Consider the following 24,753-nt stretch of genomic DNA (forward strand, 5'->3'; position numbering starts at 1 on the left):
CCCTAGACTTAACAGAGGTTTTTTTAAAACCTGGGGAAGAGTTATGGCTAAAAAAAGACGTTGGGTTATTAAGGCTGGCAGTAAAATGGTTTGTGACGGTGGACCGCTTTTAATGCGTGCCTGGATGTTACAAGTGGCTCAGCTAAAAAAGAAATATGGCATTGAAGTGATTTGGGTCACTTCGGGAGCCATCGCTTGGGCCGTGGCCCGCACCAATTTCAAAGTCGCAAAAAGAACGCTTCCGCAAAAGCAGGCTCTGAGTGCTATCGGTCAGCCTTTGGTCATGGATCAATACGTTTTGGCTTTGCAGTCCGCAAATCTTTTAGGTTCCCAGGTTTTACTGACTGCAGGTGACATGAAGGATCCGGTTCGCAGCAAGAATCTGCAAAACACCCTGACGGAACTTTTAAAATGGAAAGTCATTCCGATTTTGAATGAAAACGATGCGGTAGCCACAGAGGAAATCAAATTCGGTGACAATGACTCTTTGGCGGCAAAAGTGGCTGTCATGATGAAAGCCGAGCGCGTGGTTTTAATGACCGATGTAGAGGGGCTGTTTGACTCGGACCCGAATAAAAACCCCGACGCCACTTTGATTCGCTATCGTCCGAAAGTGACGAAGGCAGAATTTACTCTGGCAGATCGTAAATCGGTTTCAAAAGTGGGTACCGGCGGGATGTATTCAAAACTTCTGGCGGCGGAAACGGCCGGCAAGAATAAAATTATCACTCACCTGGTGCGCGGTGACGTTCCTAATAATCTTTTGCACATCGCTCAGGGCGACAGCATCGGAACACAATTTGGGGGACGCCATGAACTCTCTAAATGATCAGACGTTGCTGGATCTGCGTGCGGCTGCCCGATCTCAGCGCAAGATTTCAAGTATCGCAAAAAATCAGGCTTTACTAAAGATTGCAGAACGCTTGGCAAGCTCAGCCAAGGAAATTATTGAAGAAAACAAAAAAGATCTGGCGGCTTTACCTGCTGATACCGCCGCAGCCTTTCGTGATCGTCTGACTCTGAATGCAGAACGCATCGATGGGATGATCGAAAGCCTTAAACAGGTGGCAGCCCTTCCCGACCCTGTGGGCGAGTTGATTGAGCAATCCACTTTGAAGAACGGTCTTTTGCTAAAAAAGGTCCGTGCCCCACTGGGTGTGATCTTTATGATTTTTGAATCACGGCCCAACGTGATTCTGGAAGCCTTCTCTTTGGCGTTTAAATCTGGAAACGTGATTCTTTTGCGCGGCGGTTCTGAATCCAAATACAGTGCTGCCATCATCTATCGCCTGATGCGCGAAAGCCTTGGTGCCAGCGGTTTTGCACAAGCTCCATTTCACGGCGTGGAGGATTACGATCGCGCCTTGGTCGAGAAGCTATTAAAGCGTAAAGACATGATCGACATCGTGGTTCCCCGTGGTGGCGACAAGTTGATCGACTACGTTCAGCGCACAGCTTTGATGCCGATTATTAAAAATGACCGGGGCATGTGCCACACTTACGTTGCGGAAGACGCGGATCTTACGATGGCGGCTAAAATTGTTGCCAATGCAAAAACGCAAAGACCTGGGGTCTGCAATGCTTTGGAAACAGTTCTGGTGAATGAAAAAGTGGCGGCGCAGTTCCTGCCCCTGCTTTATCAGGAAACCAGTGGCAAGAACCTGCAATGGCACGCTGACGCTGCTTCATTGACGATACTAAAAGGTCAAGCGCGTGTAACTCCTGCGAACCCAGAGGACTGGGATACAGAGTACCTTGATCTGATCATGAATTGTCGGGTTGTGAAAAATCTGGATGAAGCTATCGCACATATTGAAAAGCATGGCAGCAAGCATTCCGAAGCCATCATCACAGCTTCTGAAGAAAAGGCGCGCACTTTTCAACAGGACATCGATGCGGCTGCGGTTTACTGGAATGCTTCGACACGATTTACCGATGGCTTTGAATTTGGATTGGGTGGCGAACTGGGTATCAGCACTCAAAAACTTCATGTGCGTGGTCCGGTGGGCTTGCGCGAACTGACCAATGCCCGCTGGTTGGTGGATGGTCACGGTCAAACCCGTGGTTAATACCCGCGGAAAAACCACGCTTTGAATGGTGACGAAATGACCAAGGCCGCAGAACAGCTCGAAGCAACAGCTCCATCCAACACTTTCAGATAGATAGTTCCGACCTGACTGAATCTGACGTTTGTATAAACCTGATTGCCCGCTGATAATCCGCCACTGGCTGACAAACCTACCACTGTGGATGTACATGCAGCGTCGGAATATGCCCAAAGAGTCGCACCTGTTGTCAGTGTCTTGTCATTTCCATAAGAATCAAGACCACCAATAGTGATGGCAGGGCTCGAAAAATTGGTGTTAGTATATCCCGTCGTTGGAGGACTAACATCCCAGTTGTAACTCGCGAGTGCCCCGGCAGTGATCGTAAAATTCGATGAACAGCCCGCCGTCAATCCCGTAGCGAAAGCACGCAATCGAACTGCCTGCGCTTTCGTAAATGACATCCCAGATCCTGTCACTTCCCCACTTGAGGCAGTGTAAGGGCCCGCACCAGTAAAGGTGCCTCCCGTCACACTGGCGGCCCCTGCGCAGCCACCACTGGTTGCGACCACAACAAAGGATACGGAGTTCGTAGCTGTGGTCACAGGATTATTCCAGGTATCCTGAATTTGCACCACCGGCTGCGGCGAAAAATTCGCACCGGCCGCGGCTCCGCCAGGATTCGTGGTAAAGACAAGTTTCGAAGCAGCACCGGGAGTGATTGCAAAAACTGCCGAGCAGCCAGTTGCCGTGATTCCAGAATTAGTGGAACTTGCTTTTAAATAAAAATTCCCCGCCGTCGTATAGTTCACTAATGAAAACGAAGTGACCCCTGCAGTATTGGAACTTGAACTCGAGATTGTGCCAACGTACGTCGCGCAACTTGCATCAGAATATACTGAAATCGTAGAAGCGTTGGCCATAGTATCCACGACACCATCTGCATCTCTGGCTTCAACCAGCGGATTTCTGGACATATTCACGCCTGCCTGCGTAGTATCTGCCGGCTGCGTAGTAAAAACCAATTGCGTCGCAACCGCCCCGCCCACTAACAACTGCACACACGGTGTTTTTAACGCCCCAGCCACACCCTGGACATAAATGGTTTGTGAAGTGTTATGGAATACTCCAGCAAAAAGCCCGACACCATTGATGGGTGAAAACTGCAATGGATTGTCAGCATTGGAATTTGTCAAAGTGCCAGACGCGGGAGTCGTACAAGCCGCATCGGAAAAGGCACTTAACGTGACAGTCGAGGAAAAGTTCTTATCAATTTTACCAGAACCATCCACTCCCACCACCATGGGGGCTGGATTCAGCACGACATTCTTGCGGACTGAGGTCTGCAGGGTTTGCATGAAGCTCAGTGCAGTCGCTGTCGTTGAAGTCACAACTCCAGGAAATGATCCCGCGGCCCCTGCAGCAAAGCCACCACCGCCTGTCACTGTGACATTGGCCGTAGTGAAACTCCAGGTTCCTGCAGTAATGTAAATGCGTCCGCCGCCGCCGCCGCCACGCATACTTGAAGCGACTCCGCCATTCGCACGGATATAGCCTGAACCTTGCACCGTTCCCGCGGTGATCGAGACCGAACCACCAGAACCGGCACCCACATAAGAGGTTCCATTCACCCCATTCGCACTGATGGTGCCATCGTTTTGAATAATACCCGGAACAACCAGAATAATTGCACCGCCACCGGCGGAACCAATAATATCGGTTGCAGAACCTGTGGTCGAATTACCACCACTGGATCCAATGTGATACGGATTGATGACAAAGCCATAAGTGGAACCGCCACTGCCATTATTACCATTACCACCGGCACCACCATAACCACCACCACCACCAGCAGCGTTTCCAATACCACCGGCACCGGGACCCAGGCCGTTGTTGTACCCCATACCATTAGCATTCAAAGATGATCCAGCCCCCACGGTGACTGATGCTGCGGAGACAACATAGCCAACACCCAAAAGCGTGTTGCTGCCCATTACCAGGTTTCCACTGCTGCTAAGATTGATTGCGCCAGTAACCAGTAAATTCCCATTCACAGTTAATTGTGCACCGGAGCCCGAAACAGTGACCGATGCCGGAAACAAATCTCCATTTACAATCAACGAACAAGCCGCTGTCACTGAAATATTTGAAACCGAACTCAAAACACTGGCATCCAGAGTGATCGTTTGTGAACTGCAATTATATAAACCACTTGATCTATCCACCATCACAGCAGATCCATTCGCTGCGGTACCGGACTTGTTCGCAACAGGCACAGCCCCCGTATAGGTTTTTGCAGAGTATTCAATGTAAATTCGACCACCGCCGGCGCCACCGCTGGTTGTAGCCCCGCCGTAAGCACCACCATTCGCGGTAATAACACCTGTCCCGGCCCCAGCCCAGGTTCCCGCATCAATCCAAATGGAACCACCAGCGCCCGCAGCAGTCCACGCGTCACCTGAAATCGCTGAACCATCCGAAGACAGAGTTCCTGAAACAGTCATTGTTCCGGCAACCACAAACTTGACGGCTCCACCACCATAACCACCACCGCTTCCACCATTTCTTCCGCCACCAGAACCAAATGTAGTGGGAGCTATGGGATTACCATAAGCAGCGGCTGGCGTACTCCCTGCACCCACTCCTCCATGACTCGCCCCCGTCGCACTTGTACCATTCGTCCCAGCACCCGGGCCACTTGCACCTGCAAACCCCAATGCTGTTACTGTGGCTGTTACACCTGCTGGAATCGTAATATCATTATACGTATAGGTGCCATTCGAAAGAGTGGAGTTTACAACAACGATCATACTTGTTGGCGCCGACTTCTTGACGACAATTCCAGAGCCATAAAGGGCTGTACCACCACCGCCTGTAACATCCCAAGAACCGCTGTGAGTGTTTGAAGTTTGATAAGCCAGATAAATACGGCCACCGGAACCGGCCCCTGCGCCAGCGCCGCCGCCGGCGCCTCCTTTGGCACTCAATGCACCTGAGCCGGTGATTGTGTCGCCTTCAATCCAAATACTTCCACCGGAGCCACCGCCGTCCCAAGCTGTTCCATTGGCTCCACCAATAACGTTGATGGCGCCGCCAATGTTAACGCTTCCGGTAGCTACAATTTTAATAGCGCCGCCACCAGATCCGCCCGTGCCCCCACCTGTGCCCCCACCCGACCCTAAGGCAGTAGGCTCGATCGCCGAGCCATAGGCAACCGTAGGTGGCAATGAATTAGTACCCCCACCCCAACCGCCCAGGCCTCCATGGCTGGCGCCAGAGCCGGAGCTACTGGCTCGGCCCGCACCCGGTCCCGCTTGCGATCCAAACCCCCGTGAAGTTCCATTGATTGTTCCTAAATGATTTACAGAGGCAGCAAAAATAATCACACCACTACCTTCAGTGGTTGAGGTATTTCCTGAGATCGTAACAGTCACACCTGAGTTGATTGTAAGATTATTGAAAGTATAAGTTCCGGCTGGCAGAGTACCATTCGTGGTGAACTCGATATCACCATAGGTGCCAGGAGAATTGGCATAGTTCCACGCAACTGCGAAGGCGTTACCCCCACAAGCAATAACCAGGATAAATATGAAACGTGCAACTTGCGAAATCATCACATAACATATCGGAATTATGCGAGTAAAAATTAGGTCATATGATCTAAACATGTATCAGTGTGATACAGTTTATTCAAAAACATTCGCCTTTGATCCAGTGGTGCACTATTGTAAACAAAAATTTTTATGGGTTAAAAACCAATACCAAATAAACGAAGAACAGCACCAGATGCACGGTCCCCTCAAGCAGCGTTGTTCTTCTATTCGAGAACGTCAACGTACTGAGGATCAGTGTCATACCCAACAAAGTGATTTCGCGCGGAGCAAGCCCCAGCACGACAGTTTGTCCTGTGATAATTCCGATTGCCAAAATCACCGGCACGGTCAGGCCGACGGTTGAGGTCGCAGCACCCAAGCACAAATTAATGGTTCGTTGCAGATCATTGCGGGCGACAGCTTTCAAAGCACTGATACCTTCTGGCGCAAACACCACGGCGGCAACAACCACCCCGCCCAAGGCAAGCGGCAGATTCAATGCTTTGATTTCGGCATCCAGAATTTTTGCCAATCCTTTTGAAAGAAGAACGATGGGCAAAATATTCGCCAACAACAAAATCACGTGTTTGCGCATTTCTTTCCAATTGATCGGTGGTCGTGGCGCATCGACGTCCTCATCCACCTTGCCTTCAATTTGATGCACATAAAAGGCACGATGACGACCGGTTTGCGTGATCAGGAAAACACCGTACAGTGCAATCGAAAACACCGAGAAATAAGTGGACTGCCAAAACGACAACGTACCCTCACCAGTTGAAGTCGTAAAATTGGGTAAGATCAGCGCAATAGAGGTCAATGGAATCAGCACTGACAAATACGAAGCGGCCCCTTGGAGATTAAAAGATTGTTCGCGGTGTTTTAGTCCGCCAATGAAGAGTCCCAAACCGACGACACCGTTCATTACGATCATCAAAACCGCAAACATGGTGTCACGCCCCATAGTAGGTGCAGCTCCCGATCCCAACATCACGGCACCGACCAGTGCGACCTCGATAATAACAATTGATAATGTCAGAATTAAAGTTCCATAGGGTTCACCCAGAACTTCCGCAAGTACTTCGGCCTCATGAACAACTCCGAAGGCGGCCCACAAAATGACTGCAAAAAACAGAACGAACAAAACGCCCAATGCGAGCGGCGATGTTACGGTAGTCATCCACGAGGACAAAAACACGAAATACACAAGAACGGTTACCCAAGAAGTGAACAGGCGCATACTAGAAAGATTCATCACGGCAACTCTCCTGGTTTGAAAAATGTACTTTTTCATTTCCAAGAAAGCAGTGAGTTATGTCAAGTCATTCCTTACTAGAACATCACGTTCATCGAAAGAAAACTTGAACTGTCCTGATGAAAGCACCTCCTTGAGTGCGTTTCCGTTTTCAGTTAGTCTTTTGAAACAGAAAAGGAATTATTATGCGCGCAAAGGTTCACAGAATTGATGGTCATCATTTTAAATTTGAAGTTCGCGGAATGCAGGGTGACCTGGATGTGGCCATTGCTGATGCAAAGTCAGTGGGACCAAGTCCGAAAGAGCTGGTACTGGCAGCATTGTGTGGCTGCACCGGAACTGACGTTGTGGATTTGATGACAAAGTTTCAGGTGCAGTATGAAAGTTTTAATTTGGAAGCACGCGCTGGCCTCACCGAAAAGCATCCCAAGATATTCACGCAGATTGATTTAACATATTCAGTAAAAGGACCGGCAGTTGATGCTGCCCAAGTGGCGGAAGCCGCGAAACGCTCCACGCATCAGTACAGCGGCACGGCGGCGATGCTGTCCAAAGCAGTTCCAATATTTTATACGGTTCAGGTCAATGGAGAGACCGTTGCCACAGGACAAGCGCAATTTGCTTAATTGGTTATTCGATTGAAACTACAGACGATGAGCTGGAGCTCACTTGAACAACGATTGTTTTTGATTCTTGTTGAGCTCTGTACTCTGCGGAAGCACTGATAAGTGCATATCCACCCAGCATCATAACTACCAAAAGACTCAAGGAAATGATTTTCAGAGTTTTCATGCCTCTTAGTATACCGGGGCTTAAAGCCACTCGAAATCATGTTCTCAATTCGGGACAAATTATTCAGAAGTGACCAAAACTTGTCAGATATTTTCTACAAACTCCCCTCTCAAATCCAATAGAGGCCAGTACTGTAATTCGCCACAATTCCACCACTCTTCGGTGACTTCCCGTCACTCACTTTTAAACTATTCCTTACTAGGGGGACAATGTGGAACTTAAAGATCATGTGATCATAGTAACTGGAGCGGCCAGTGGTATTGGTCGCGAAACGGCGGTGGTGCTTGCTAAAAAAGGAGCCAAGGTTTTGTGCGCAGACTTTAATGACAAGGGCGCCGAGAAAACCTCTGAAGAGCTGCGTGAAATCGGAGTTCAGTCCCACTCGTTTAAAGTGGATGTTTCAAAAGCTGATCAGGTTAAAGAGATGGTGGACTTCGCTGTCGAAAAATTAGGATCCCTGCATGGCATCTTCAACAATGCCGGCATCGGCTTGGTGAAACCTTTTTTGGAAATGGATCCGGCCTCCTATTTAAAAGTGATCGAAGTGGATCAACACAGTGTTTACTATGGAATGTATTACGCTGCTAAAAAGATGGTGCAATTGGGGACCAAAGGCACCTTTGTTAACACAGCTTCGATTTATGGAACGATGGCTGCCGAAGGAAGTTTTAACTACAACGCCGCAAAAGCTGCGGTCGTGATGATGAGTAAAACGGCGGCCCTGGAACTTGCCTCCCATGGCATTCGCGTGGTCGGCGTGGCACCAGGCTTCATCAACACTCCGATTTTAGGCGACGACAAAGCGATGAAAGACATGCTGGCAAAACAACACATGCACAATCGACTGATCGAACCAGAAAAAGTTGCGAGTGTGGTGGCGTTTTTATTCACCGATGCTGCCCAAGCTATCAACGGAACCACCGTTCCGGTCGACGATGGCTTTCTGGTGTTTAAAAAGTAAACAGCGTAGGCCCTCTAGCGCCAAAGGCCTATTTTTAAGTCTTCAGTTCGAACATATGCGACCTCCGACCGTCCCTCTGTGGCCTGGGAATCGCACTTATGCTAACTGATGAGAAATCTTCGCAGCCTTCTACTATTGTTGACAGCCCTTACCTCGATCACGGCCCATGCTTTTGTGGAGCTGGAAACCCGTACGGCCTTGGATGTTGAAGGTGGCAAACTCTCGCCATTTTGGGCGCAGGAGTATGTGGGCGCGGATCTTGTCAAAGAAGAGCTTAGGAAAATTCCGGGCCTCTCCCCTGTGCCGTTTTCGATTCTGGATAATGGTTTTGAAAAAGCCCATATCCAATTGAATCATGAAATTCAAGTCGATGGCGAAGCAGATCGCGGCCGACATATGACTGCCAATCACGGAACCAATGTTGCCAACATCATCAATGGCCCGGGCATGATCTCGATGTCTGAACTGGTCGACTATGTTCAGTTGCGCAAGGTTTACCCAGGCGCATTTTATATCAACGCCATTGATGAAATTCGCAAGATGGCAACGCCTCCGCAAATCATTTCCAATTCCATGGGATGGCCCGATGAGCGCCTGACTCGAATGGCTGAAGAAATGGATGCAAAAGGCATCATCTGGGTATTTGCCGCAGGTAATGATCATCCAGAACCTGTTGATGACTTCGAGCGCACCTCCGCTGTGATTTCTGTGGGCTCATACTCTCCCCGCGGCTTGCAAACTGTTTACTCCCAGGAATCCTCGGAACTCGACATTCTGGCACCGGCCGATGACTATCAAGCTTCAATCAACGGACGTGGCGAGCAAGGGCTATTTGGCGCAACCAGTGGCGCGACTCCAATGGTGTCTGGCACTGTGGCAAACCTAAAAGCACTCCTTCCAACTTTGAATCGCCGTGATGCCGAGTTGATTTTGAAAAGAACGGCGCTGCGTTCTTTTCACCAGCTTTACTCGAAAACCAACAAAGCAGGTTTGCTGAATTCCTACAAGGCCGTGCAAGTGGCTATTCGCATTCGCCAGGCCTGCGCTAGCGATGCCGCGTGTGTCCGCAAAGAAATCGACAATAAGACCAACTATAAATTCTCGGTAGTTGCGATGAGCCCGAACACTCTGCAGGTTTGCGCGGACAGATCGATCCAGCTTCAACAACAGGATATGCAGATCTTGCGAAAAAACTTTTTCTTAAGTTCCCGGGATTCACGTTTTGCAGAACTACTCTCCTGCGCCTACCGCAACGAAGGTTATTCAATTAACGCCGATTATTACGATACATTGAAGCTTATCCAGACCCAACCCGCTTTGGTTCAAAAGAAGATTCAACAACAAGCCGTACTTGCAGTAGAGCATGACTACTCGAACAGTCCCGCGCTGCGCGACTTGGAGCTTTTGGATTCCTCCTTTAAGGCTGCGCTATTAAAAGCCGCACAAACCGGAACCGGGATGGGTCGCTATAACGTGGATCAGTACTTAAAGCGCCTGCAAGACATCCACCCTATTCAAATCCCACATTGAGACATGAACTAGTTTTAACTGTTCCCGAGCTGAGGAGGGATTTATCCTGTCTCAAACCCGGGAGTGAGTTTTAGTATGTTGGGGATTATCAGTAAATCAATTGCCGTCATCGTTGTTATCGCCTCTTTATTCTGTAGCGCCTATGCCTTCGCTGATGACAGCGACGACACAATGGCTGCCATCGAAAAAACCCAGCAGGATTTAAAAAATGCGCAGACCCGTCAGGGCATGATCAACGGATCTAAAGAAGCGACTGAAGTTTCCAAACAAATCAAGTCCATGACTGGCAACTCTGCCAACGAACAAGAGCTATATAATCTTGCGTCCGATGTTTTAGGCAATATGAAGGGACTTAGTTCCGAACAACTTGCCCAAGTGATTCAACAAGCCCAGAAAGATCCAGAAGGTTTTCTAAAAACCTGGAGCCCCGAGCAAAGAAAGAAGCTGGAGAATCTGGCAGAGCGAATGCCCGCAGCCGGCAAAGGCAAACGCCCCTAATTGACGACTCCGGTTTTTCCCTTCACCATCAAGAAATGAAAACAATCTACTTTGCGGCCTCAAGTCTTGATGGATTCATTGCTGACAAAAACGACTCTTTGGAGTGGCTGTTTAAAAACGGTCCCACCGATTTAAGTTTCATTGAAGATATCATGAAAGATGTTGGCTCCATCGCTATGGGCGCTTCCACTTACCTCTGGTTACTGGAAAACAACAAAGATCCATGGCCTTACAAGATCCCCTGCCTGGTTTTCACTCATCGAAAATTGCCGCTGATAGAAGGTGCTGACATTCGCTTTGTTCAAGGTGACGTGGGCCCCCACCATCGGGAACTGGTCCGTCTGGCTGGCGGAAAAAATGTCTGGCTTGCTGGAGGAGGCGAGCTCGTGGGCCAATTCCATGACCAGGGTCTGTTAGACGAGATGCAAATCCAAACCGTCGCTGTGTTTCTGAACGAGGGAAAGAAACTCTTCTCCCGCCGCACGGAGACGGCCTTCAAAATTAAAGAAATCAACCAACGCGGCGACACCTGCGTCGATGTCGTCTATACGGTGAAATAGAAGTCTGCCCGCCTGCGCCGCAATGCACCCTATTGACTGACAAAGCTTACCAAGGTTATCGTTGAAGTCCCTTAATAAGCTCTCTCACGAGCTTTTCTTCTAGGTGCGCGCCGGTGGTGGAATTGGTAGACACGTACGTTTGAGGGGCGTATGCGCAAGCGTGGGGGTTCAAGTCCCCCCCGGCGCACCATCCTTCGCTAAAGCTTCGGCTGGCAGGCAATCCTTCGCTGAAGCTTCGGCTGGCGGGCCATTCGCTCTGCGATTTCGACTGGCAATCCCAGTGTCTTCCTTAATTCACTCCGTTGGCTACACCTTCCCCAGTCTTTAATAAGGGAGATACCGGCCCTGCTGGATACAGTCGCTCAACTCCAATCAACTGTTCAGCTTTGTCAAAGGCTTGAATAAGAATCGTTTGTCTTTCCATCATTGAATTAATTAGATCAATATTAATATTATCACCAACGACGCGCTTCCAATCCTCTTCGGTCGTTGCACGCAATTTGTCGACCACCTCTTTACTTGGAGAAAAGGCATTAATTTCTGATTGCAGCTGCGATGCCTCTTTCTTTAGAGTTGCCAGCCCAAATTCACCTTGAATCCTTTGTTGAGCCAGCAAGTTTTGCTCAAGAGCCTGGAGGTTTCCTTGAAACACATTAAAAGAATGCTCGCTCACTCTCTTAAAGGATAAACCATGATCGATGGCAATCAGCTTACCATCATTTCTCTGTAGGAAGTTTTCACCATGCCGATCCGGATTTCCAATAAGATAATCCAATAAACCCGTCTGCGCGGGATCTCTGATATAGCCAACATGATCTCTGACCGCCCTCACTCTGTACTGAACAGAACCTATAACGCCGTCGAGCGTCCTTATCACCGTCACCGGGACCGAGTTTAATCCCAAATAATTGTCTATTTTATATGCCGCCACTTCGGCATTTGCCGTGTCAATATCGCCAAATTTCACCGCCGACTTCCAGACACCTTCAAGGCCATTGGAATACTCCACAAAACGCGCACGGAAAAGCCCCTGTCCAACCGGCCGCTGAAATACAACCGTGCCTTCAGCCAGCTGCTTCTCTATAAGAAAATCAGTATTATTCGATTGTTCAATAAATACACTGCCACAAGAATTAACAGCTCCCGCTGCGTAGCCATTCACTACCCAGAAACTTAAGAGCATTAGCAACAATAGATTTGCGGGCTTCATCGTATACCTCATTGATTTTGTGATTCCAATGTTCTGGCGATTGATGCTTCAAACTCTTTGGCAAAATCTTCGGCAACCCGGCCTTTCATAAAGACTGGGTTGGTGATTGTTTCGATTAGTTTTTGCGGGGTTAATTCCAAGCCAAACCACTGAACACCCTCGGCATCCACATGCGACCACTCTGGGCCCATGTCTTTAAAGCCCATGCCCTTATACATAACAACACCTTCGGCGGTGTTATAAGTATAAAGACGTTGAGCCTTGGCATTGAACTGCGCAGGACGATCTGAGCTAAAGACACTGCTGAAAAGCTCTAGCAAAATCGCTGAATAGCCAACGCGGCGTTGTCCAGACTCTTTGGAAATAGCGAACTTCACTGGTTCAAAAATCTGTCCGGTATAAATGGCAAAGGGCTTTGTCGTATCCGCATGCATGTAATTTCTTAAAGCATCTTCCACCATCGGAGGTATTGCGGATCTTCCGTCATGGACGTAATCAACCAATCCAGGGCGTGGCAGTTCATAATGAGGACCGAAGAATTCCTCCATGGGCAGTACTTCTAAATTGGTTGTATAACCTAAATCCTTGGTGCTAAAAGGTGACGACTTCGAAGGCAGGAAGCGAATATCCAAATCATTCAGACGTTCTTCCCAGCGATTTGTTTTTTTATTGAAATACCGGTACTGAGCATAAGTTGAACGAGTGTAACCGATACTGCCCACAATTTTTCCAGGAGTGTTATTTGCGGTGGCTTCCCTGACGACAACATAGTCAGTTTTTGTAAGGGCAGAGAACGCTTTGGCAATAAGTTGGTCGATGAAATCGGGAGTCCAATTTCTGCGCTCGTACTGCCCTAAAGAAAACTTAAGAACGTCTCCCAAGCTTTCATCCAGAAGTTGTTTCCCGGCGATATTCGCCCGGTCCATTGCGATCCACAAGTGGTTATTATTGATTTCACCTACAGAGCCGTAATTTGAAATATCATTGAAGATACGTCTTCTAAGTTCGCCTTTATCCCAGCCATATTCTTCAGACAGTTTATCCAGCTCTTTCAAAACTTGCTTTGGCAGACCCTCGTGTACTTTGATTTCGTGCTTTTCAATAAAAAGCGGGCCACGTCGATAGGTGGTTTTTTCGTAGTAAGTGGTGCTGTAAACATCAGAACCATTCGAGCGCCCTACGTAATTCGAAATGGGAATTCTTTCGACGTTGGCTTGGGCAGAAGTTTGATCTGTAAAAAACAATTTCGTCTTAGAATTTGATTTCTTGGAAAAAATCGAACGTTGAAGCTGCTCCAATTCAGGTTTCAAAGACGCTACATCCGGAATCTCATGAGACTGCAGGTCCCGCGTTCGGGCGTCCCTCCACAGGAGTTGATACTTGGTATTTTCAGGACGAGTGATTGTGGTAGCAAAGACATTTTCACAGGCAATGGGACTGGCCTCTGCTGCGCAGGCAATTACCAGCGTAAGGACGCTTACCAAGTGTCTAAATGTTCGACAGTATGTCGCTATGGCCATTGCTTTAACCTCTTTAGAGTCCTAAAGCAGACTCTGCCCTTTAGAGATTGCAAAGCATATGCTGGGGTGGCTTAAGCGCGAGGCTTCGCTCCAGCTGCAAAAAAGGCCTGGGCAACAAGGCCTTCGATCAACCCCTTGCCTTCATCTTTAGAGTCCTCAGTTCCATAGCAAAGCATTCCCCCGGCTATGAGGGCTTGGATCGTTGTTGCTGCCAATTGGGGATTATCGCAGGTGAAAAAGCCTGCAGCCTTTCCCGCCGATAGTAATGCAGCAATGCGATCATTCCCCGCCTCTACGGCGACTGTATTGAGCGCGCGATTCTGTTTGGTATTCACACAGGTGGTGACAAAGGAAAGCCAAACTTGCGCATGCAAACGCGAAGAATCCACCCACTTAAAACACGAACGCACATAGGCTTCGAGCATCTTGTCAGGAGTCTTCACACTCGACATCGCGTCGATAGCGAATCGTTGAAAAAGAAGACGCACATATTTGATGGCAAAAATGCGAAGCTCAGCAGGATCTTTGAAGTAATGAAGTAATGCAGTTCTTGAAAGATCCGTATCACGCGCGATCATCTGCATTGATACCTGATCCCAACCTTTTTTCGCGTAAAGCTTTAAAGCGCTTTCTAAAATCAAAAAGGCCTTGCGCTTGCCCTTGGGGTCATCCATGCGCAGATAAATTTCGCTAAAAACCGTGTAAGTCAGGTCATCTTTAGGGATTCTCATATATATAAATTATTGACTAAAAACAGTTACTTACAACGTTATTTCGACATAGCCTGAAGAATTTTTGGCGCGTCGCATTGTGGGCGGATATATTTGCCACAACTTAAAAACAAAGCGGCACAGCCCGCAAGGAGAAAATTATGAAAACGTCAATGTTGTTGGGATTCGCAGTAGTAGCAATGTCTTTGTCCGCTCAAACTTCTTTCGCTCAAGACAAAATGTGTTTCAGAGCTAAAAGTGGCGAAGCAACGATCAAGTCCCTTAGCACTAACAAATCTGAGAATGCATGGAAAATTGAAGCTACTTTGGAAGAGCCATCATATGATGAAAATGGCGAATTCATTCCACCAAGATTCAATTTGAAAGCTAAATCCGCGACAATGGAATACAACACTATCGCCATTCACTTTGCTGACCTTGGCGAAGGTAACTTCATCGTTGAATGTGACGGTGGCATGGTTGAATTGTCTTCAGCTGTTAATGGCTTGTATGCTAATTCAAAATCTCTTCGCGGCTCTGTCGCTTCCAGCAACACTTGCGGTGAAGCAGATGCTGTTATCGTTCTAAAAAATCTGAATCTAGAAGAAACAATTTGCGCTGAGTAATTAAATCTACTCACGCGACAACTAGCCCCTTCACAAAAAAGCCACTCGAGAGAGTGGCTTTTTTATACTCAAAATCCACCGCCACCGTGGCGGTGACAAGACTGCACTACCCCTTCGCAGAAACGAAGGATTCCAGGCTGTGAACCAGATCTGTGCGAGAAAACGGTTTACCAAAGAATTGATTGAATCCCGCAGCCATGGCTTTGTCTTGGCTGTCTTGATCATTAAAGGCCGTGACCGCCATCGCGGGAATAGCTCTTTCTAACGAAGTCTGTCCGGCACGCACCCGTCTGACCAAAGAAAACCCGTCTTCCTCAGGCATACTCAGATCGCTGACTAAGGCATCGAAATGAAAAAGTCTTGATAAGCGCAAAGCTTCCTCTACAGAGTTCGCCTTCTCCACTTTTGCACCGGATCGGCGTAAGACCGTCTCCATCAGCCCCAAACTGTCCTCATCATCATCCACTGCCAGAATATGGACTCCACGCAGTCTTAATTCCGGCTGACTGGCATCGCGGGCATGGGCCGAAAGAGCATCCGCCAATTCCTCAGCGTTCTTATCTATCATAGGCAGAACCACTTTTACCGTGGTGCCTTTCCCCTCGCCTTCACTGACGATATGAATCTGGCCATTGTGTCCCTCCACTAAATTCTTGGAAATGGAAAGTCCCAGTCCTAAACCACCAAATTTTCTTGTCGAGGTGCTGTCGGCTTGATGAAAGCGCTCAAACAGACCTTTCTTCGTGACTTCGGACATGCCTATTCCATGATCCTCGATTTGAATTTCCACTCCCGGTCCTCGACGAAGAACTTTCACCAGGACTTCTCCCCCGGCATTGGAAAACTTAATAGCATTCACCAACAGATTTGCAAACACCTGTTGCAAGCGAACAGAGTCCCCCACCACCGGCACTTCCTGCAGATCGGTGGACAGATGCAATTGAATGGCTTTTTTATTGGCTTCCGCTTGAAGGGAAGCAATCACTGTTTTGATAACCTCAAGAACATTTAATTCTTCGCGCTCTAATCGCATGCGGCCCACAACGATGCGGGTCGAATCCAAAAGATCCTCAACGATGCGAGCCTGAGCCAGAGCATTGCGATGAATCACTTCAAGCCCCTGGTCATAATCATCGTCGGTCACTTTATCTTCGCGCAGGATATCCACCCAGCCGATGATGGCATTCAAAGGAGTGCGCAACTCATGTGAAACAGTTAAAAGAAAATTGTCTTTGGCTTCGTTCGCGGATTCGAGTTGAGAAACTTTCTTTTTAAGATCGGAATAAAGACTAACATTTTCCATGGCGACAGAAACGGAATCCGCCAGCCCTTGCAATAGCTCTAATTGGTGTTGCGGAAGCGAATACTCCTGCGCCCAATAAACACCAATTGCTCCAATGGGGCTGTCCTGACGAATTGGTACCATGGCGAGGCTTTTTACGAATGTGGGACGGTAGTACTCAAAAGGAATCCGTGGATCCTGAAAAATATCTTTAATAATGACCGCTTTTTTATTCATCATCGCCCAACCGCTAATACACGATTCAATGGGAAAGCGCTGCCCTTTCCACAAGGGACTGATAGCGTCTTCATCCGCATAGTAACAATGGGAGTTCTCCCGCAGGACAAAGGTTGCCCCGTCAGCGCGCGCGATTTCTCGAGCTGACGCTCGCACCAGAGTCATTATTTGATCCAGACTTCGCGCAGAGGAAAGTTCCGTAATGACTTCTACCAAACGCTTAACACCACTACTGTAAGCCATAAACCCTCCATTACAACAATCCAATTCAGTTTACTAAACAGATATTTTGTTATCTCCTTTAAGTGTTGGTTATTGATAAAAAACAATACTGCACTTCATGCCAGTACTGCCTCCAGCTCCAGACCCTAAGCCCCCCTTCATTTGACAAAATCCTCAACACTGTCCATCCTGAAATAGACTAATTAACAATAAGGAACTTTATGAGAACGATTGCAGCGATTTTACTGTTGGGACTTCTTGGATGTGCGACAAAACCCGCAACAACAGCGGACGAGCCAACTAAAAGAACACCTTCTCAAGCAGAATCCACGTCTCCTTGGAATAGATGCTTCAGTATGTCCAACGACAATTTTGGTGTAGTTTGTATCGTGGAAGTTCCTTCAGATAGTGCAACTGCGAAACGCGCATTATTGGCTTCACTAAAAAGAGTACCCTACGGAGCAGCCGATCAAATCGACAACTGTCTTCTTACCGATATCACCGAAATGTCAGGCACAGAGATTCGCCTGAAGTCTGGCTCAAAAACAGTCTTGCATATGCGCTCTGATTTTCCAGTAACGACTGCTGGTGGCTATATCAGAGGAAGCGCGCAACTCCTGGGACGCAAATCTCAGTTTGCGTTGGCAGATCACAAAGAGGGCCGCATGGAGTTTGTGCAAAACGCTTGCAGCTCGGGCCATTAACCAGGAAACCCAAAAGGCCTGCCTGAAGACACGATAGTGCATCTTTTAACAGCGAAGTATCTGGAATATATTTGAAGGGATCCGTTTTCCAAAGGGGTCCCCATGGCAAAAGCAAAAAAAGAACCCGAAACATCTACCGTAAATATCAAAAGAAAATACTACGAAAGTGAATTGCGCCGACTGCACGAGGAGCTGGTAAAGCTGCAACAATGGGTGGTGCACAAAGGCTTGAAAGTCTGCATTGTCTTTGAAGGGCGCGATGGCGCCGGCAAAGGCGGCACCATTAAAGCCATCACCGACCGGGTCAGCCCCCGGGTCTTTCGTGTTGTCGCCCTGCCAACACCTTCGGACCGACAAAAGACGCAAATGTATATGCAAAGATATATCGCGCATTTTCCGGCCGCAGGCGAAATCGTTATCTTTGATCGCAGTTGGTACAACCGTGCGGGGATTGAGCGAGTCATGGGCTTTGCGGATAAAAGCGAAGTACATAGATTCTTAAACCAAGTGCCCATGGTTGAAAAGGCCATGATTGATTCAGGAATTATCCTTCTTAAATACTGGCTTGAAGTCAGCCCGGAAGAGCAGGAAAAACGCCTTTTGGATCGCATTCATGATGGCAGAAAAACCTGGAAGCTCTCCCCGATGGATATCAAATCCTTTGGTTTATGGGATGAGTTTACCAAAGCCCGCGACGAGATGCTGGCCAAAACCGACACGTCCTGGGCCCCCTGGCATGTGGCTATTTCAGAAGACAAGCGCAAAGTGCATCTGAATATCATCCGGCATATTCTGAAAAACGTGCCTTACAAATCGATGCCGAAAAAATCTGCGAGCTTTCCAAAAAGAAGGATAAAAAACCGTCATGGGGATTTCAAGAAAATGAAAATTATTGCTGATCACTACTAACTATTTCTGCTGATAAGAAAGAAGCTTATCCAGGCTGCCGTCTTTTTTCATTTGCAGAATGATGTCGCTAAAGGCCTTGGCCATACTGCGCCCGCCTTCCGTGTCCTGGAAGGCATAGTAAACTTCCTGCTTGGACAACGGACTGTCGGGATCAAAGGCAATTCCTTTGGCGCGGCTTAATTCCAGGGCACGCAAGCCTGAACGCTCTTCCACCACGAAGGCATCAATTGATCCCTCTGCCAACTTTTTCATATTGGTGACATCGTCGCCGGAAAAAACAAACTTGATCCTTCGATTCGTGGTTAACTCCACCGCATAGGGATAGCGGAATGTCAGCCCCACTTTCTTGCCTTCAAGATCTTTGATAGTTTTTAAAGGCGATGTCTTACGATAGAAAACGTAATCCACCTTTTCATAAAAAGGCAAAGAGCGAACAGAATTTTTTGGAGTGTAAACATCCAGAGCCGGAAATAAACCGTCAACTTCACCGCTTGTAAATTTTAAAATGGCATTCCCTGTTGGCAAAACATCGATTTTCAAATCTGTTTTACTGCGCTTGGCAATATCCCGGGTCAAATTAATGAAAACACCTTCGGTCGAGCTTTCCACCATCAAAGGAATTGGAAACGTCACAAACGATGTTTTCGCCTGGGTCGACAACGAGAAAAAAAGAAGCAGCAGAATGTGCCAATGCATAATTTAGTTAAATTTCACCAGCACAAATAAGCAAGTTGATTTTGAAAAACCCCACCAAGAAAGGGGCTATCTACTGACGACGGCCGTGATGATACTGGGCGCCTGCGCATCCAGTAATACAATGGTGAAATGTCGATCCTCCAGCATTTTCCGAATTTCTGCCTCGGAATAAAACTGCGTCACTTGATCACCAGTACGCACCTCTCCAGTCCCTTTTGGAACTGAGAAAAACAAAGCTCCTTTGTTCGGCAGAATCAAATGCAGGACCTCCAACGAGTGCTCCAAATCAACTTCTGAAGTGTGCTCGAAGGCGGAGCCTGCCCAAATACCGCCAATTACTTTTGGCAGCCTCAATGTTCCCAGAGCAGCCGGTGCGCCCTCAATAACCTGATAGCCCTCGCCCCGCCATTTCTCAATGCGTTCGGGATTATCTTCAACGATAACCACATCAAAACCTCGTTTACGGAACTTATCAGGGAGGGTGTTGGCGCCAGAGCCAATCACCAGAATGGTTTGATCAATGTTTACGAATGACAGAAAACTCTGCACAGAGTGCAGCACCTCTGGTGGAATATCAGAGGTTTCAAGTAATTCCATGAGCTTCTCCTGGTTAATTCCATCTTGGAGAACTTTCCAGGGCCATTCAAAGTGTATTTTTACGGTGAATTCTTACGGATGTAATCGACAAAAAGATGATCCACATTTTCAGGTGGTAATTGGAACGCTATCGCCCCCAACTCCTTTAAGTAAATCTCCAGAATCTGGGTTTCATTGAGGTCGGGAAATTCATTTTGCATAGCTTTTAACAAAAGTGCTTCCGCCTGATTGATCATTTTTCCAAACTGAGTGTCGGCATTCTTTTCCAGATAATACAGTACAAACAGATAGGGCATATTCTTCACGTCTCGCAAAACGTCCCGTAAACGCTCTCGAATCCCCACGGTTTTAGTTCGTTCAATGTTGAATATCTGGGAGATAACGAATTTATAGGCCTCTTCCAAGACCTTATCCTTCTCTTTTCCAAAGTAATAGTAAATCAACGAGCGAGTCACATCGGATTCACGGGAGATATCAGACAACGTCCACTGCAAATGACCTTTAGCCACTTCCATCTTCAAGATAGCGTTGCAGACTGCAAAATAGATTTCTTCTTTGGATTGAGTTGCCATACAGCAATTTTGACAAGTCTTGGTGATTTCTGTCAATGATTGCCGCGTAATTCGACAGAAACCAGCGATTCCTGTCAACGCAACCAGTACCCAAACAATTTGTTACGAAATAAATTTCCTTTATTGAAAACAAAGGAGATCTTTATGTTTACAGTAAATAATGTCGTCCACTCCCTGGGCCAAAAATACCTGAAGACTTATGGAAACAGAATGACTGTTAATCATCAGGATCTTCTTGAAAAACAGGAACGCACCTTCCAGAGTCTAAAGCGCGCGATGACAGGAACCCGTCTTTATAAAGACCTGCGTCTTTCTTATATCAACTCCTATGAAGAGTTCGTAAATCACGTTCCGGCGTTCGAGTACGACGAATACGCCCCTTACATTGATATGATCGCCGCCGGCCACAAGAATATTCTTTTTAAAGATAAAGCTGACTACTTTGGTCTGACTTCTGGAACCTCCGGTAAAGACTCCAAGCGTCTCCCCTACAACGAACGCATGATTCGTATGTTCATCAAATCCCAAAAACGAATCGCCAGCAAAATTTCAACTCTGGAGCCTTCGATCAATTTATTGAAAGTAGGCCGCCTGACTTTCGGCTCTGATCCTTATCTTTACTCTCAAAATGGTTTCAAATTTGGCTATATCTCCGGCATCCTTTCCACCCGCGTTCCTAAGGTGCTGGCGAAGAACACCTTCCCCAGCCGTGAAGTACTGACCATTTCGAACTGGGACAAAAAAATTGAGATGCTGATAAATGAATCCATTCAGCAGGATATTCAAGTCGTCAGCGGCATTCCCACTTACCTTATTTCAATCTTTGAAGCCGTGTTGGAGAAAACCGGCAAAAAGCACATCAACGAAATCTGGCCTAATCTTAAGGTCTTCGTTTATGCGGCAACTCCGATCAAACAATACCAGGAGCGCATTGATCGCCTGGTGGGCCATGAACTGAATTACTACGGTGTTTATGCCTCAACTGAAGCTGCTATTGGTTTGCCCTATGATAAATACGCGAATGGCCGCCAACGTTACTTTCTGAATCCAGATTTGCTTTACTCTTTCACTCCGGTAGAGGGAAAAAAGAAGAACCTGGGACTGCACCAAATCGAAATGGGCGTACCGTATTTCCTGAATGTCGGGACTCCCAACGGCATGATTCACTATTCTATGAAGGATGTGGTTAGCTTTGATTTGGCTGATGGCGATCTGGTATTTGAATTTGTGGGCCGAAAATCTACCGGCATGAATCTGGCGGCCGAAAAAGTCAGCGATGATGATATTTTGAATTGCTATTTGAACACTAAGAACTCACGCAATGTAGATTTGCGCCACTACTTTCTGTCCCCGGGAACTCTGGACGGAAAAACAAACTACCTTTGGACGTTATTTGTCCCCGAAAACTCGGACATTGACTCCATAGCTATGGCAGCAACTTTAGATCAAGAAATGCAACGCCTTAATGGCGACTATCGCGATTGCCGCGAAGTTGGTGTCCTGGGTCCCGCGCAAGTGCAGATCATGAATGCTGAGTACTTGCAGGCATACTTTGAAAAAAACCGCAGCCGTGGTCAATTTAAAATGAAAACCACATTTGAAACTGCGGAAGAGTACCTCAACTTCATTCGCCAAAATATAGAACAAGCAGGGGCTCTCCAATGATTCTATGGATGTCTTCCTTGGGATTTATATCAGCTTTTGCGGTGGGGCCAGCGAGCTTTAGTATAATTCGCAGCCTGGTCTGCCTTCGCACCTGGCCGTGGTCCTCTATTGCGGGTTTTTTATTGGGCGATCTAATTTATATCGCCCTGGCGATTCTCCTGTTACAAAGCCCGTTATTACATCATCCCTGGCTCAGAAATATTCTGACCGGCCTGACTGCCGTGGTCCTTTTAGTCTATTCACTGCATGTGCTGCTTTCCAGAAAGCCTGCTCAGGATATGGAAGCAACTCAATTAGGCTTTGGTAAAAGCCTGACACTGACTCTTTCAAACTTCCACCTGGTTCTGATTTATGCAGGTCTATTTGTTCATTTGAACAAAACGAACTCCCTTTGGCTGGGGGCCAGCATTTACTCTTTGGCCTTTATTGCAGGATTTTTGACTCTGCTGTGGGGCTTAAAGCAACTGCACGGTTCAATTAGAAAGTTTCTTAGAAATATTGAACTTGTCGCTGCCTGCGGTTTCTTTTGCTTTTCAATTTATCTTTCCATGGAGCTTTTATGAAACGTTTAATCTTTTTAATGCTTTTACTTCCAGGCTCAGCCTTTGCTGACTGTGTTCTTAAGAATGAACTACGCGGTCAGCGACACTTTGTTTGCCAGGCTCCGGGCACTTCAAAAAAAGTCCACGTATTGGATCTGAATGGTGGCTACGCGGATACCGCTTATTTCCATGGTTATTTCCTAAGAAAAGAAATTGAATCCGGCGTATTGCGTGGCGTACAAGTGCGCTCCGAACGCGCCTTTTCGGCACTTGATTCAAAATCCCGCGAACAATTGCAGTTGATCAAAAAATGCGTGATCAACAACTACAAAGCCAGTGTTTCAAATGACTTCAAAGTCGGCTTAAAAAACCTCTACCGCGGCCTTAAAGATGCCGGCAGCTCCGTCGACTGGAAAGCATATGAGGAAAGCAACTACATGGTGGAGTTTTCGATCTTTGCTGATTCCATGCAAAGACAAATGGAAGAAGATCCACGCAAAGCCTCCCGTCAGGTCTTTGCTTCCTGCGCGCCGTATTTTATTGGCAACTCTTTACTGAAGCCCTTCAAACTTTTAGCTCGAGGTTTAAGATCCATAAAAATGGGTTGCACAGGGATCAGTGCTTCTGCAAGCAGCTCCAGGGATGGGGCCCTTCTTCATGGTCGTAACTTTGATACAGGTCTGCTTGGATTCTTTGAACCCGATCAAGTTGTGGTGATCAATCGTCAAAGCAACGGAACGACGGCTGTCGGAATTGCATCGGCAGGTCTGCACTATGCAGGTGGAATCAGCGGATTTAACAATCACGGTCTGTCAGTGAGCTTGCACGAGCTGCAAACTGAAGGAACAAAAATCAGCTACCCGACCGAGCAATCTGACGTCGCCCCGTTCCTTTTACATTCAGTTCTTCTAAAAGCACGCTCCTTGAATGAAGCAATTGCCTATATTCAAAATCGCAAAGGTTTTGGTGCCTGGACTTTCTTTATCTCTGACGCGAAAACCGATGAAACAGCTTCCATTGAACTAAGTGGTGACACGGTCGTTGTCGCCCGACGTACAAAAAATAAATTTCTGGGGCAAAGCAATCACTTTCTGGGTCTGCAGACCAGCCAGAAAGGATACGAATACAGTCTTAATAAAACTTTGGAAACCAGAGCCCGCCTGGCCCATGTTGAAAAAGCCCTGCAATTTGATTTCGGCAACATTGACACCCAATGGGTAATCAATCGCCTGAGCGGTCATACAGATGAATTAGTAGGTCCCCGTGCCTTTGGTCGCACGACGACCAAGCTTTACACGGCGGCTACTCATGTGATGCTTCCCGCTCGTCAGGAATGGTGGATGAGTGTTGCAGAAACCTACCCGACCAACCGCTCTCACTTTGTGGGATTCCGTCTGTTAGGACCGAACCAAACTTCGCCTGTGGAAATTCTGGGAACCACAAAAGCCTGGGAGGATCCAAATAAATCTGCTTGGTATGACTCCATGAAATATTATGTTCAGTCTTACCTTGTAAATGAACAGGATCACGACACAGTTGCGGGACTTGATCGCACATTGGCATTACTTGAAACCGCATCACGAACAGCAGCACAAAGCGAAGTCTTTGAGTTTCCCTACGAATTCATGTGGGCAAGAATCAAGATCTTACGTGCCGCTAAGAATATTCAAAGTGGACAACGCGATATCGCGTTCAAAGATTTGAACGATGCTCAAATGCGCATGACCACCATTGCTGCGCGATTGGGACCACAACTGCACGCCTACGAAAACTTCCAATTGGATATGTGGCAGTTCCGTGCGGAAACATTGAAACCTCAAGCTTTGCGTTCTGACGTTGCCCGGAATAATTTCAGAGTCAGAGCCAAAGAGATTTTGCAGTCGCTGATTCTGAAATATCCTCGCCAAAAAGAGCTGTATGACCTGCAAAAAAGTCTGCAACAAGAGGCCCAGCTGCCTGTTGTGCTGGATGCTGAAATCCGACTGGGAACTGTCGAATAAGTTCTTCCACTTATCAGGCAAAGGGCGTAT

At 47.4% G+C, this 24,753-nt stretch carries 23 protein-coding genes and 1 tRNA gene; 14 read left to right on the forward strand and 10 right to left on the reverse strand.

The window, feature by feature from the left end:
• The first annotated feature begins 43 nt into the window (after positions 1 to 43).
• Both proB and ACLVWU_RS11080 read left to right on the forward strand, forming a co-directional pair.
• Positions 44 to 829 (forward strand): glutamate 5-kinase, encoded by a 786-nt coding sequence (gene proB / locus ACLVWU_RS11075; protein ID WP_413574762.1) that lies wholly within the window; start codon positions 44 to 46, stop codon positions 827 to 829.
• Entirely contained in the window at positions 813 to 2,069 is a 1,257-nt protein-coding gene (locus ACLVWU_RS11080; protein WP_413574763.1) for a glutamate-5-semialdehyde dehydrogenase, read from the forward strand. Before proB ends, ACLVWU_RS11080 begins: the two co-directional genes overlap by 17 nt.
• On the opposite strand, the gene ACLVWU_RS11085 is transcribed toward ACLVWU_RS11080, so the two are convergent.
• Positions 2,066 to 5,662, reverse strand: coding sequence for a beta strand repeat-containing protein (locus tag ACLVWU_RS11085; protein ID WP_413574764.1), 3,597 nt, complete (start codon positions 5,660 to 5,662; stop codon positions 2,066 to 2,068). The genes ACLVWU_RS11080 and ACLVWU_RS11085 overlap by 4 nt on opposite strands.
• 124 nt (positions 5,663 to 5,786) lie before the next feature.
• The gene (locus ACLVWU_RS11090; RefSeq protein WP_413578789.1) at positions 5,787 to 6,890 is read right to left on the reverse strand and encodes a calcium:proton antiporter; all 1,104 of its coding nucleotides are present in this window, start codon (positions 6,888 to 6,890) and stop codon (positions 5,787 to 5,789) included.
• Between the two features lie 185 nt (positions 6,891 to 7,075).
• Between ACLVWU_RS11090 and ACLVWU_RS11095 the strand changes: the two genes are divergently transcribed.
• Complete coding sequence (locus ACLVWU_RS11095; RefSeq protein ID WP_413574765.1) at positions 7,076 to 7,516, forward strand: OsmC family protein; 441 nt, start codon at positions 7,076 to 7,078, stop codon at positions 7,514 to 7,516.
• Positions 7,517 to 7,520: 4 nt separating this feature from the next.
• Here the strand turns inward: ACLVWU_RS11095 and ACLVWU_RS11100 are convergent, their stop codons facing one another.
• A complete protein-coding gene (locus ACLVWU_RS11100; RefSeq protein WP_413574766.1) occupies positions 7,521 to 7,682 on the reverse strand; it encodes a hypothetical protein in 162 nt (53 codons plus the stop codon).
• A 211-nt stretch (positions 7,683 to 7,893) separates the two neighbouring features.
• On the opposite strand from ACLVWU_RS11100, the gene ACLVWU_RS11105 reads away from it, so the two are divergent.
• From ACLVWU_RS11105 to ACLVWU_RS11125, 5 genes are all read left to right on the forward strand, one after another.
• Positions 7,894 to 8,643, forward strand: coding sequence for an SDR family NAD(P)-dependent oxidoreductase (locus ACLVWU_RS11105; protein ID WP_413574767.1), 750 nt, complete (start codon positions 7,894 to 7,896; stop codon positions 8,641 to 8,643).
• A gap of 108 nt (positions 8,644 to 8,751) precedes the next feature.
• Positions 8,752 to 10,173 carry a S8 family peptidase gene (locus ACLVWU_RS11110; protein WP_413574768.1) on the forward strand — a complete coding sequence of 474 codons (1,422 nt, stop codon included), beginning with the start codon at positions 8,752 to 8,754 and terminating at the stop codon, positions 10,171 to 10,173.
• A gap of 75 nt (positions 10,174 to 10,248) precedes the next feature.
• Positions 10,249 to 10,671 (forward strand): hypothetical protein, encoded by a 423-nt coding sequence (locus ACLVWU_RS11115; protein WP_413574769.1) that lies wholly within the window; start codon positions 10,249 to 10,251, stop codon positions 10,669 to 10,671.
• Positions 10,672 to 10,706: 35 nt separating this feature from the next.
• Positions 10,707 to 11,231: a dihydrofolate reductase family protein gene (locus tag ACLVWU_RS11120; RefSeq protein WP_413574770.1), complete on the forward strand. Its 525-nt coding sequence runs from the start codon at positions 10,707 to 10,709 to the stop codon at positions 11,229 to 11,231.
• Between the two features lie 107 nt (positions 11,232 to 11,338).
• Positions 11,339 to 11,421: transfer RNA gene (locus ACLVWU_RS11125), tRNA-Leu, on the forward strand.
• 99 nt (positions 11,422 to 11,520) lie between these two features.
• Here ACLVWU_RS11125 and ACLVWU_RS11130 read toward each other — a convergent pair.
• The 3 genes from ACLVWU_RS11130 to ACLVWU_RS11140 form a co-directional block, all read right to left on the reverse strand.
• A complete protein-coding gene (locus ACLVWU_RS11130) occupies positions 11,521 to 12,441 on the reverse strand; it encodes a hypothetical protein (protein WP_413574771.1) in 921 nt (306 codons plus the stop codon).
• A gap of 8 nt (positions 12,442 to 12,449) precedes the next feature.
• Positions 12,450 to 13,961 (reverse strand): hypothetical protein, encoded by a 1,512-nt coding sequence (locus tag ACLVWU_RS11135; RefSeq protein ID WP_413574772.1) that lies wholly within the window; start codon positions 13,959 to 13,961, stop codon positions 12,450 to 12,452.
• Positions 13,962 to 14,032: 71 nt separating this feature from the next.
• The gene (locus ACLVWU_RS11140; protein WP_413574773.1) at positions 14,033 to 14,692 is read right to left on the reverse strand and encodes a TetR/AcrR family transcriptional regulator; all 660 of its coding nucleotides are present in this window, start codon (positions 14,690 to 14,692) and stop codon (positions 14,033 to 14,035) included.
• Between the two features lie 140 nt (positions 14,693 to 14,832).
• Between ACLVWU_RS11140 and ACLVWU_RS11145 the strand changes: the two genes are divergently transcribed.
• On the forward strand, positions 14,833 to 15,297 hold the full coding sequence (locus ACLVWU_RS11145) for a hypothetical protein (RefSeq protein WP_413574774.1): 465 nt from the start codon (positions 14,833 to 14,835) through the stop codon (positions 15,295 to 15,297).
• A gap of 106 nt (positions 15,298 to 15,403) precedes the next feature.
• On the opposite strand, the gene ACLVWU_RS11150 is transcribed toward ACLVWU_RS11145, so the two are convergent.
• On the reverse strand, positions 15,404 to 17,059 hold the full coding sequence (locus tag ACLVWU_RS11150) for an ATP-binding protein (protein ID WP_413574775.1): 1,656 nt from the start codon (positions 17,057 to 17,059) through the stop codon (positions 15,404 to 15,406).
• Between the two features lie 200 nt (positions 17,060 to 17,259).
• Here ACLVWU_RS11150 and ACLVWU_RS11155 point away from each other — a divergent pair, with 200 nt between their 5' ends.
• Together ACLVWU_RS11155 and ppk2 are read left to right on the forward strand one after the other, a co-directional pair.
• Positions 17,260 to 17,742, forward strand: coding sequence for a hypothetical protein (locus ACLVWU_RS11155; protein WP_413574776.1), 483 nt, complete (start codon positions 17,260 to 17,262; stop codon positions 17,740 to 17,742).
• Between the two features lie 102 nt (positions 17,743 to 17,844).
• Positions 17,845 to 18,651 (forward strand): polyphosphate kinase 2, encoded by an 807-nt coding sequence (ppk2, locus tag ACLVWU_RS11160; RefSeq protein ID WP_413574777.1) that lies wholly within the window; start codon positions 17,845 to 17,847, stop codon positions 18,649 to 18,651.
• Here the strand turns inward: ppk2 and ACLVWU_RS11165 are convergent, their stop codons facing one another.
• The 3 genes from ACLVWU_RS11165 to ACLVWU_RS11175 form a co-directional block, all read right to left on the reverse strand.
• Entirely contained in the window at positions 18,652 to 19,284 is a 633-nt protein-coding gene (locus ACLVWU_RS11165) for a substrate-binding periplasmic protein (RefSeq protein ID WP_413574778.1), read from the reverse strand.
• A 129-nt stretch (positions 19,285 to 19,413) separates the two neighbouring features.
• Positions 19,414 to 19,944: a hypothetical protein gene (locus ACLVWU_RS11170; RefSeq protein WP_413574779.1), complete on the reverse strand. Its 531-nt coding sequence runs from the start codon at positions 19,942 to 19,944 to the stop codon at positions 19,414 to 19,416.
• Between the two features lie 59 nt (positions 19,945 to 20,003).
• Entirely contained in the window at positions 20,004 to 20,516 is a 513-nt protein-coding gene (locus ACLVWU_RS11175; RefSeq protein ID WP_413574780.1) for a TetR/AcrR family transcriptional regulator, read from the reverse strand.
• 144 nt (positions 20,517 to 20,660) lie between these two features.
• On the opposite strand from ACLVWU_RS11175, the gene ACLVWU_RS11180 reads away from it, so the two are divergent.
• The 3 genes from ACLVWU_RS11180 to ACLVWU_RS11190 are packed head-to-tail and all read left to right on the forward strand — an operon-like array spanning position 20,661 to position 24,723.
• The gene (locus ACLVWU_RS11180) at positions 20,661 to 22,181 is read left to right on the forward strand and encodes a GH3 auxin-responsive promoter family protein (RefSeq protein ID WP_413574781.1); all 1,521 of its coding nucleotides are present in this window, start codon (positions 20,661 to 20,663) and stop codon (positions 22,179 to 22,181) included.
• A complete protein-coding gene (locus ACLVWU_RS11185; protein ID WP_413574782.1) occupies positions 22,178 to 22,744 on the forward strand; it encodes a LysE family transporter in 567 nt (188 codons plus the stop codon). Before ACLVWU_RS11180 ends, ACLVWU_RS11185 begins: the two co-directional genes overlap by 4 nt.
• The gene (locus ACLVWU_RS11190) at positions 22,741 to 24,723 is read left to right on the forward strand and encodes a C45 family autoproteolytic acyltransferase/hydolase (protein ID WP_413574783.1); all 1,983 of its coding nucleotides are present in this window, start codon (positions 22,741 to 22,743) and stop codon (positions 24,721 to 24,723) included. The genes ACLVWU_RS11185 and ACLVWU_RS11190 overlap by 4 nt, the downstream gene beginning before the upstream one ends.
• Positions 24,724 to 24,753 lie beyond the last annotated feature (30 nt).

It is taken from the genome of Bdellovibrio sp. HCB290, from assembly GCF_047305925.1.
Classification (GTDB): domain Bacteria; phylum Bdellovibrionota; class Bdellovibrionia; order Bdellovibrionales; family Bdellovibrionaceae; genus Bdellovibrio.

Excerpts from the sequence above, each read along its gene's own strand:
- ACLVWU_RS11095 (WP_413574765.1), top strand. The coding sequence starts at position 7,076 with ATGCGCGCAAAGGTTCACAGAATTGATGGTCATCATTTTAAATTTGAA.
- ACLVWU_RS11180 (WP_413574781.1), top strand. The coding sequence starts at position 20,661 with ATGTTTACAGTAAATAATGTCGTCCACTCCCTGGGCCAAAAATACCTG.
- ppk2 (WP_413574777.1), top strand. The coding sequence starts at position 17,845 with ATGGCAAAAGCAAAAAAAGAACCCGAAACATCTACCGTAAATATCAAA.
- ACLVWU_RS11185 (WP_413574782.1), top strand. The coding sequence starts at position 22,178 with ATGATTCTATGGATGTCTTCCTTGGGATTTATATCAGCTTTTGCGGTG.
- proB (WP_413574762.1), top strand. The coding sequence starts at position 44 with ATGGCTAAAAAAAGACGTTGGGTTATTAAGGCTGGCAGTAAAATGGTT.
- ACLVWU_RS11135 (WP_413574772.1), bottom strand. The coding sequence starts at position 13,961 with ATGGCCATAGCGACATACTGTCGAACATTTAGACACTTGGTAAGCGTC.
- ACLVWU_RS11110 (WP_413574768.1), top strand. The coding sequence starts at position 8,752 with ATGAGAAATCTTCGCAGCCTTCTACTATTGTTGACAGCCCTTACCTCG.
- ACLVWU_RS11145 (WP_413574774.1), top strand. The coding sequence starts at position 14,833 with ATGAAAACGTCAATGTTGTTGGGATTCGCAGTAGTAGCAATGTCTTTG.
- ACLVWU_RS11175 (WP_413574780.1), bottom strand. The coding sequence starts at position 20,516 with ATGGCAACTCAATCCAAAGAAGAAATCTATTTTGCAGTCTGCAACGCT.
- ACLVWU_RS11130 (WP_413574771.1), bottom strand. The coding sequence starts at position 12,441 with ATGAAGCCCGCAAATCTATTGTTGCTAATGCTCTTAAGTTTCTGGGTA.
- ACLVWU_RS11115 (WP_413574769.1), top strand. The coding sequence starts at position 10,249 with ATGTTGGGGATTATCAGTAAATCAATTGCCGTCATCGTTGTTATCGCC.
- ACLVWU_RS11120 (WP_413574770.1), top strand. The coding sequence starts at position 10,707 with ATGAAAACAATCTACTTTGCGGCCTCAAGTCTTGATGGATTCATTGCT.
- ACLVWU_RS11150 (WP_413574775.1), bottom strand. The coding sequence starts at position 17,059 with ATGGCTTACAGTAGTGGTGTTAAGCGTTTGGTAGAAGTCATTACGGAA.
- ACLVWU_RS11090 (WP_413578789.1), bottom strand. The coding sequence starts at position 6,890 with ATGAATCTTTCTAGTATGCGCCTGTTCACTTCTTGGGTAACCGTTCTT.
- ACLVWU_RS11080 (WP_413574763.1), top strand. The coding sequence starts at position 813 with ATGAACTCTCTAAATGATCAGACGTTGCTGGATCTGCGTGCGGCTGCC.
- ACLVWU_RS11140 (WP_413574773.1), bottom strand. The coding sequence starts at position 14,692 with ATGAGAATCCCTAAAGATGACCTGACTTACACGGTTTTTAGCGAAATT.
- ACLVWU_RS11155 (WP_413574776.1), top strand. The coding sequence starts at position 17,260 with ATGAGAACGATTGCAGCGATTTTACTGTTGGGACTTCTTGGATGTGCG.
- ACLVWU_RS11170 (WP_413574779.1), bottom strand. The coding sequence starts at position 19,944 with ATGGAATTACTTGAAACCTCTGATATTCCACCAGAGGTGCTGCACTCT.
- ACLVWU_RS11100 (WP_413574766.1), bottom strand. The coding sequence starts at position 7,682 with ATGAAAACTCTGAAAATCATTTCCTTGAGTCTTTTGGTAGTTATGATG.
- ACLVWU_RS11190 (WP_413574783.1), top strand. The coding sequence starts at position 22,741 with ATGAAACGTTTAATCTTTTTAATGCTTTTACTTCCAGGCTCAGCCTTT.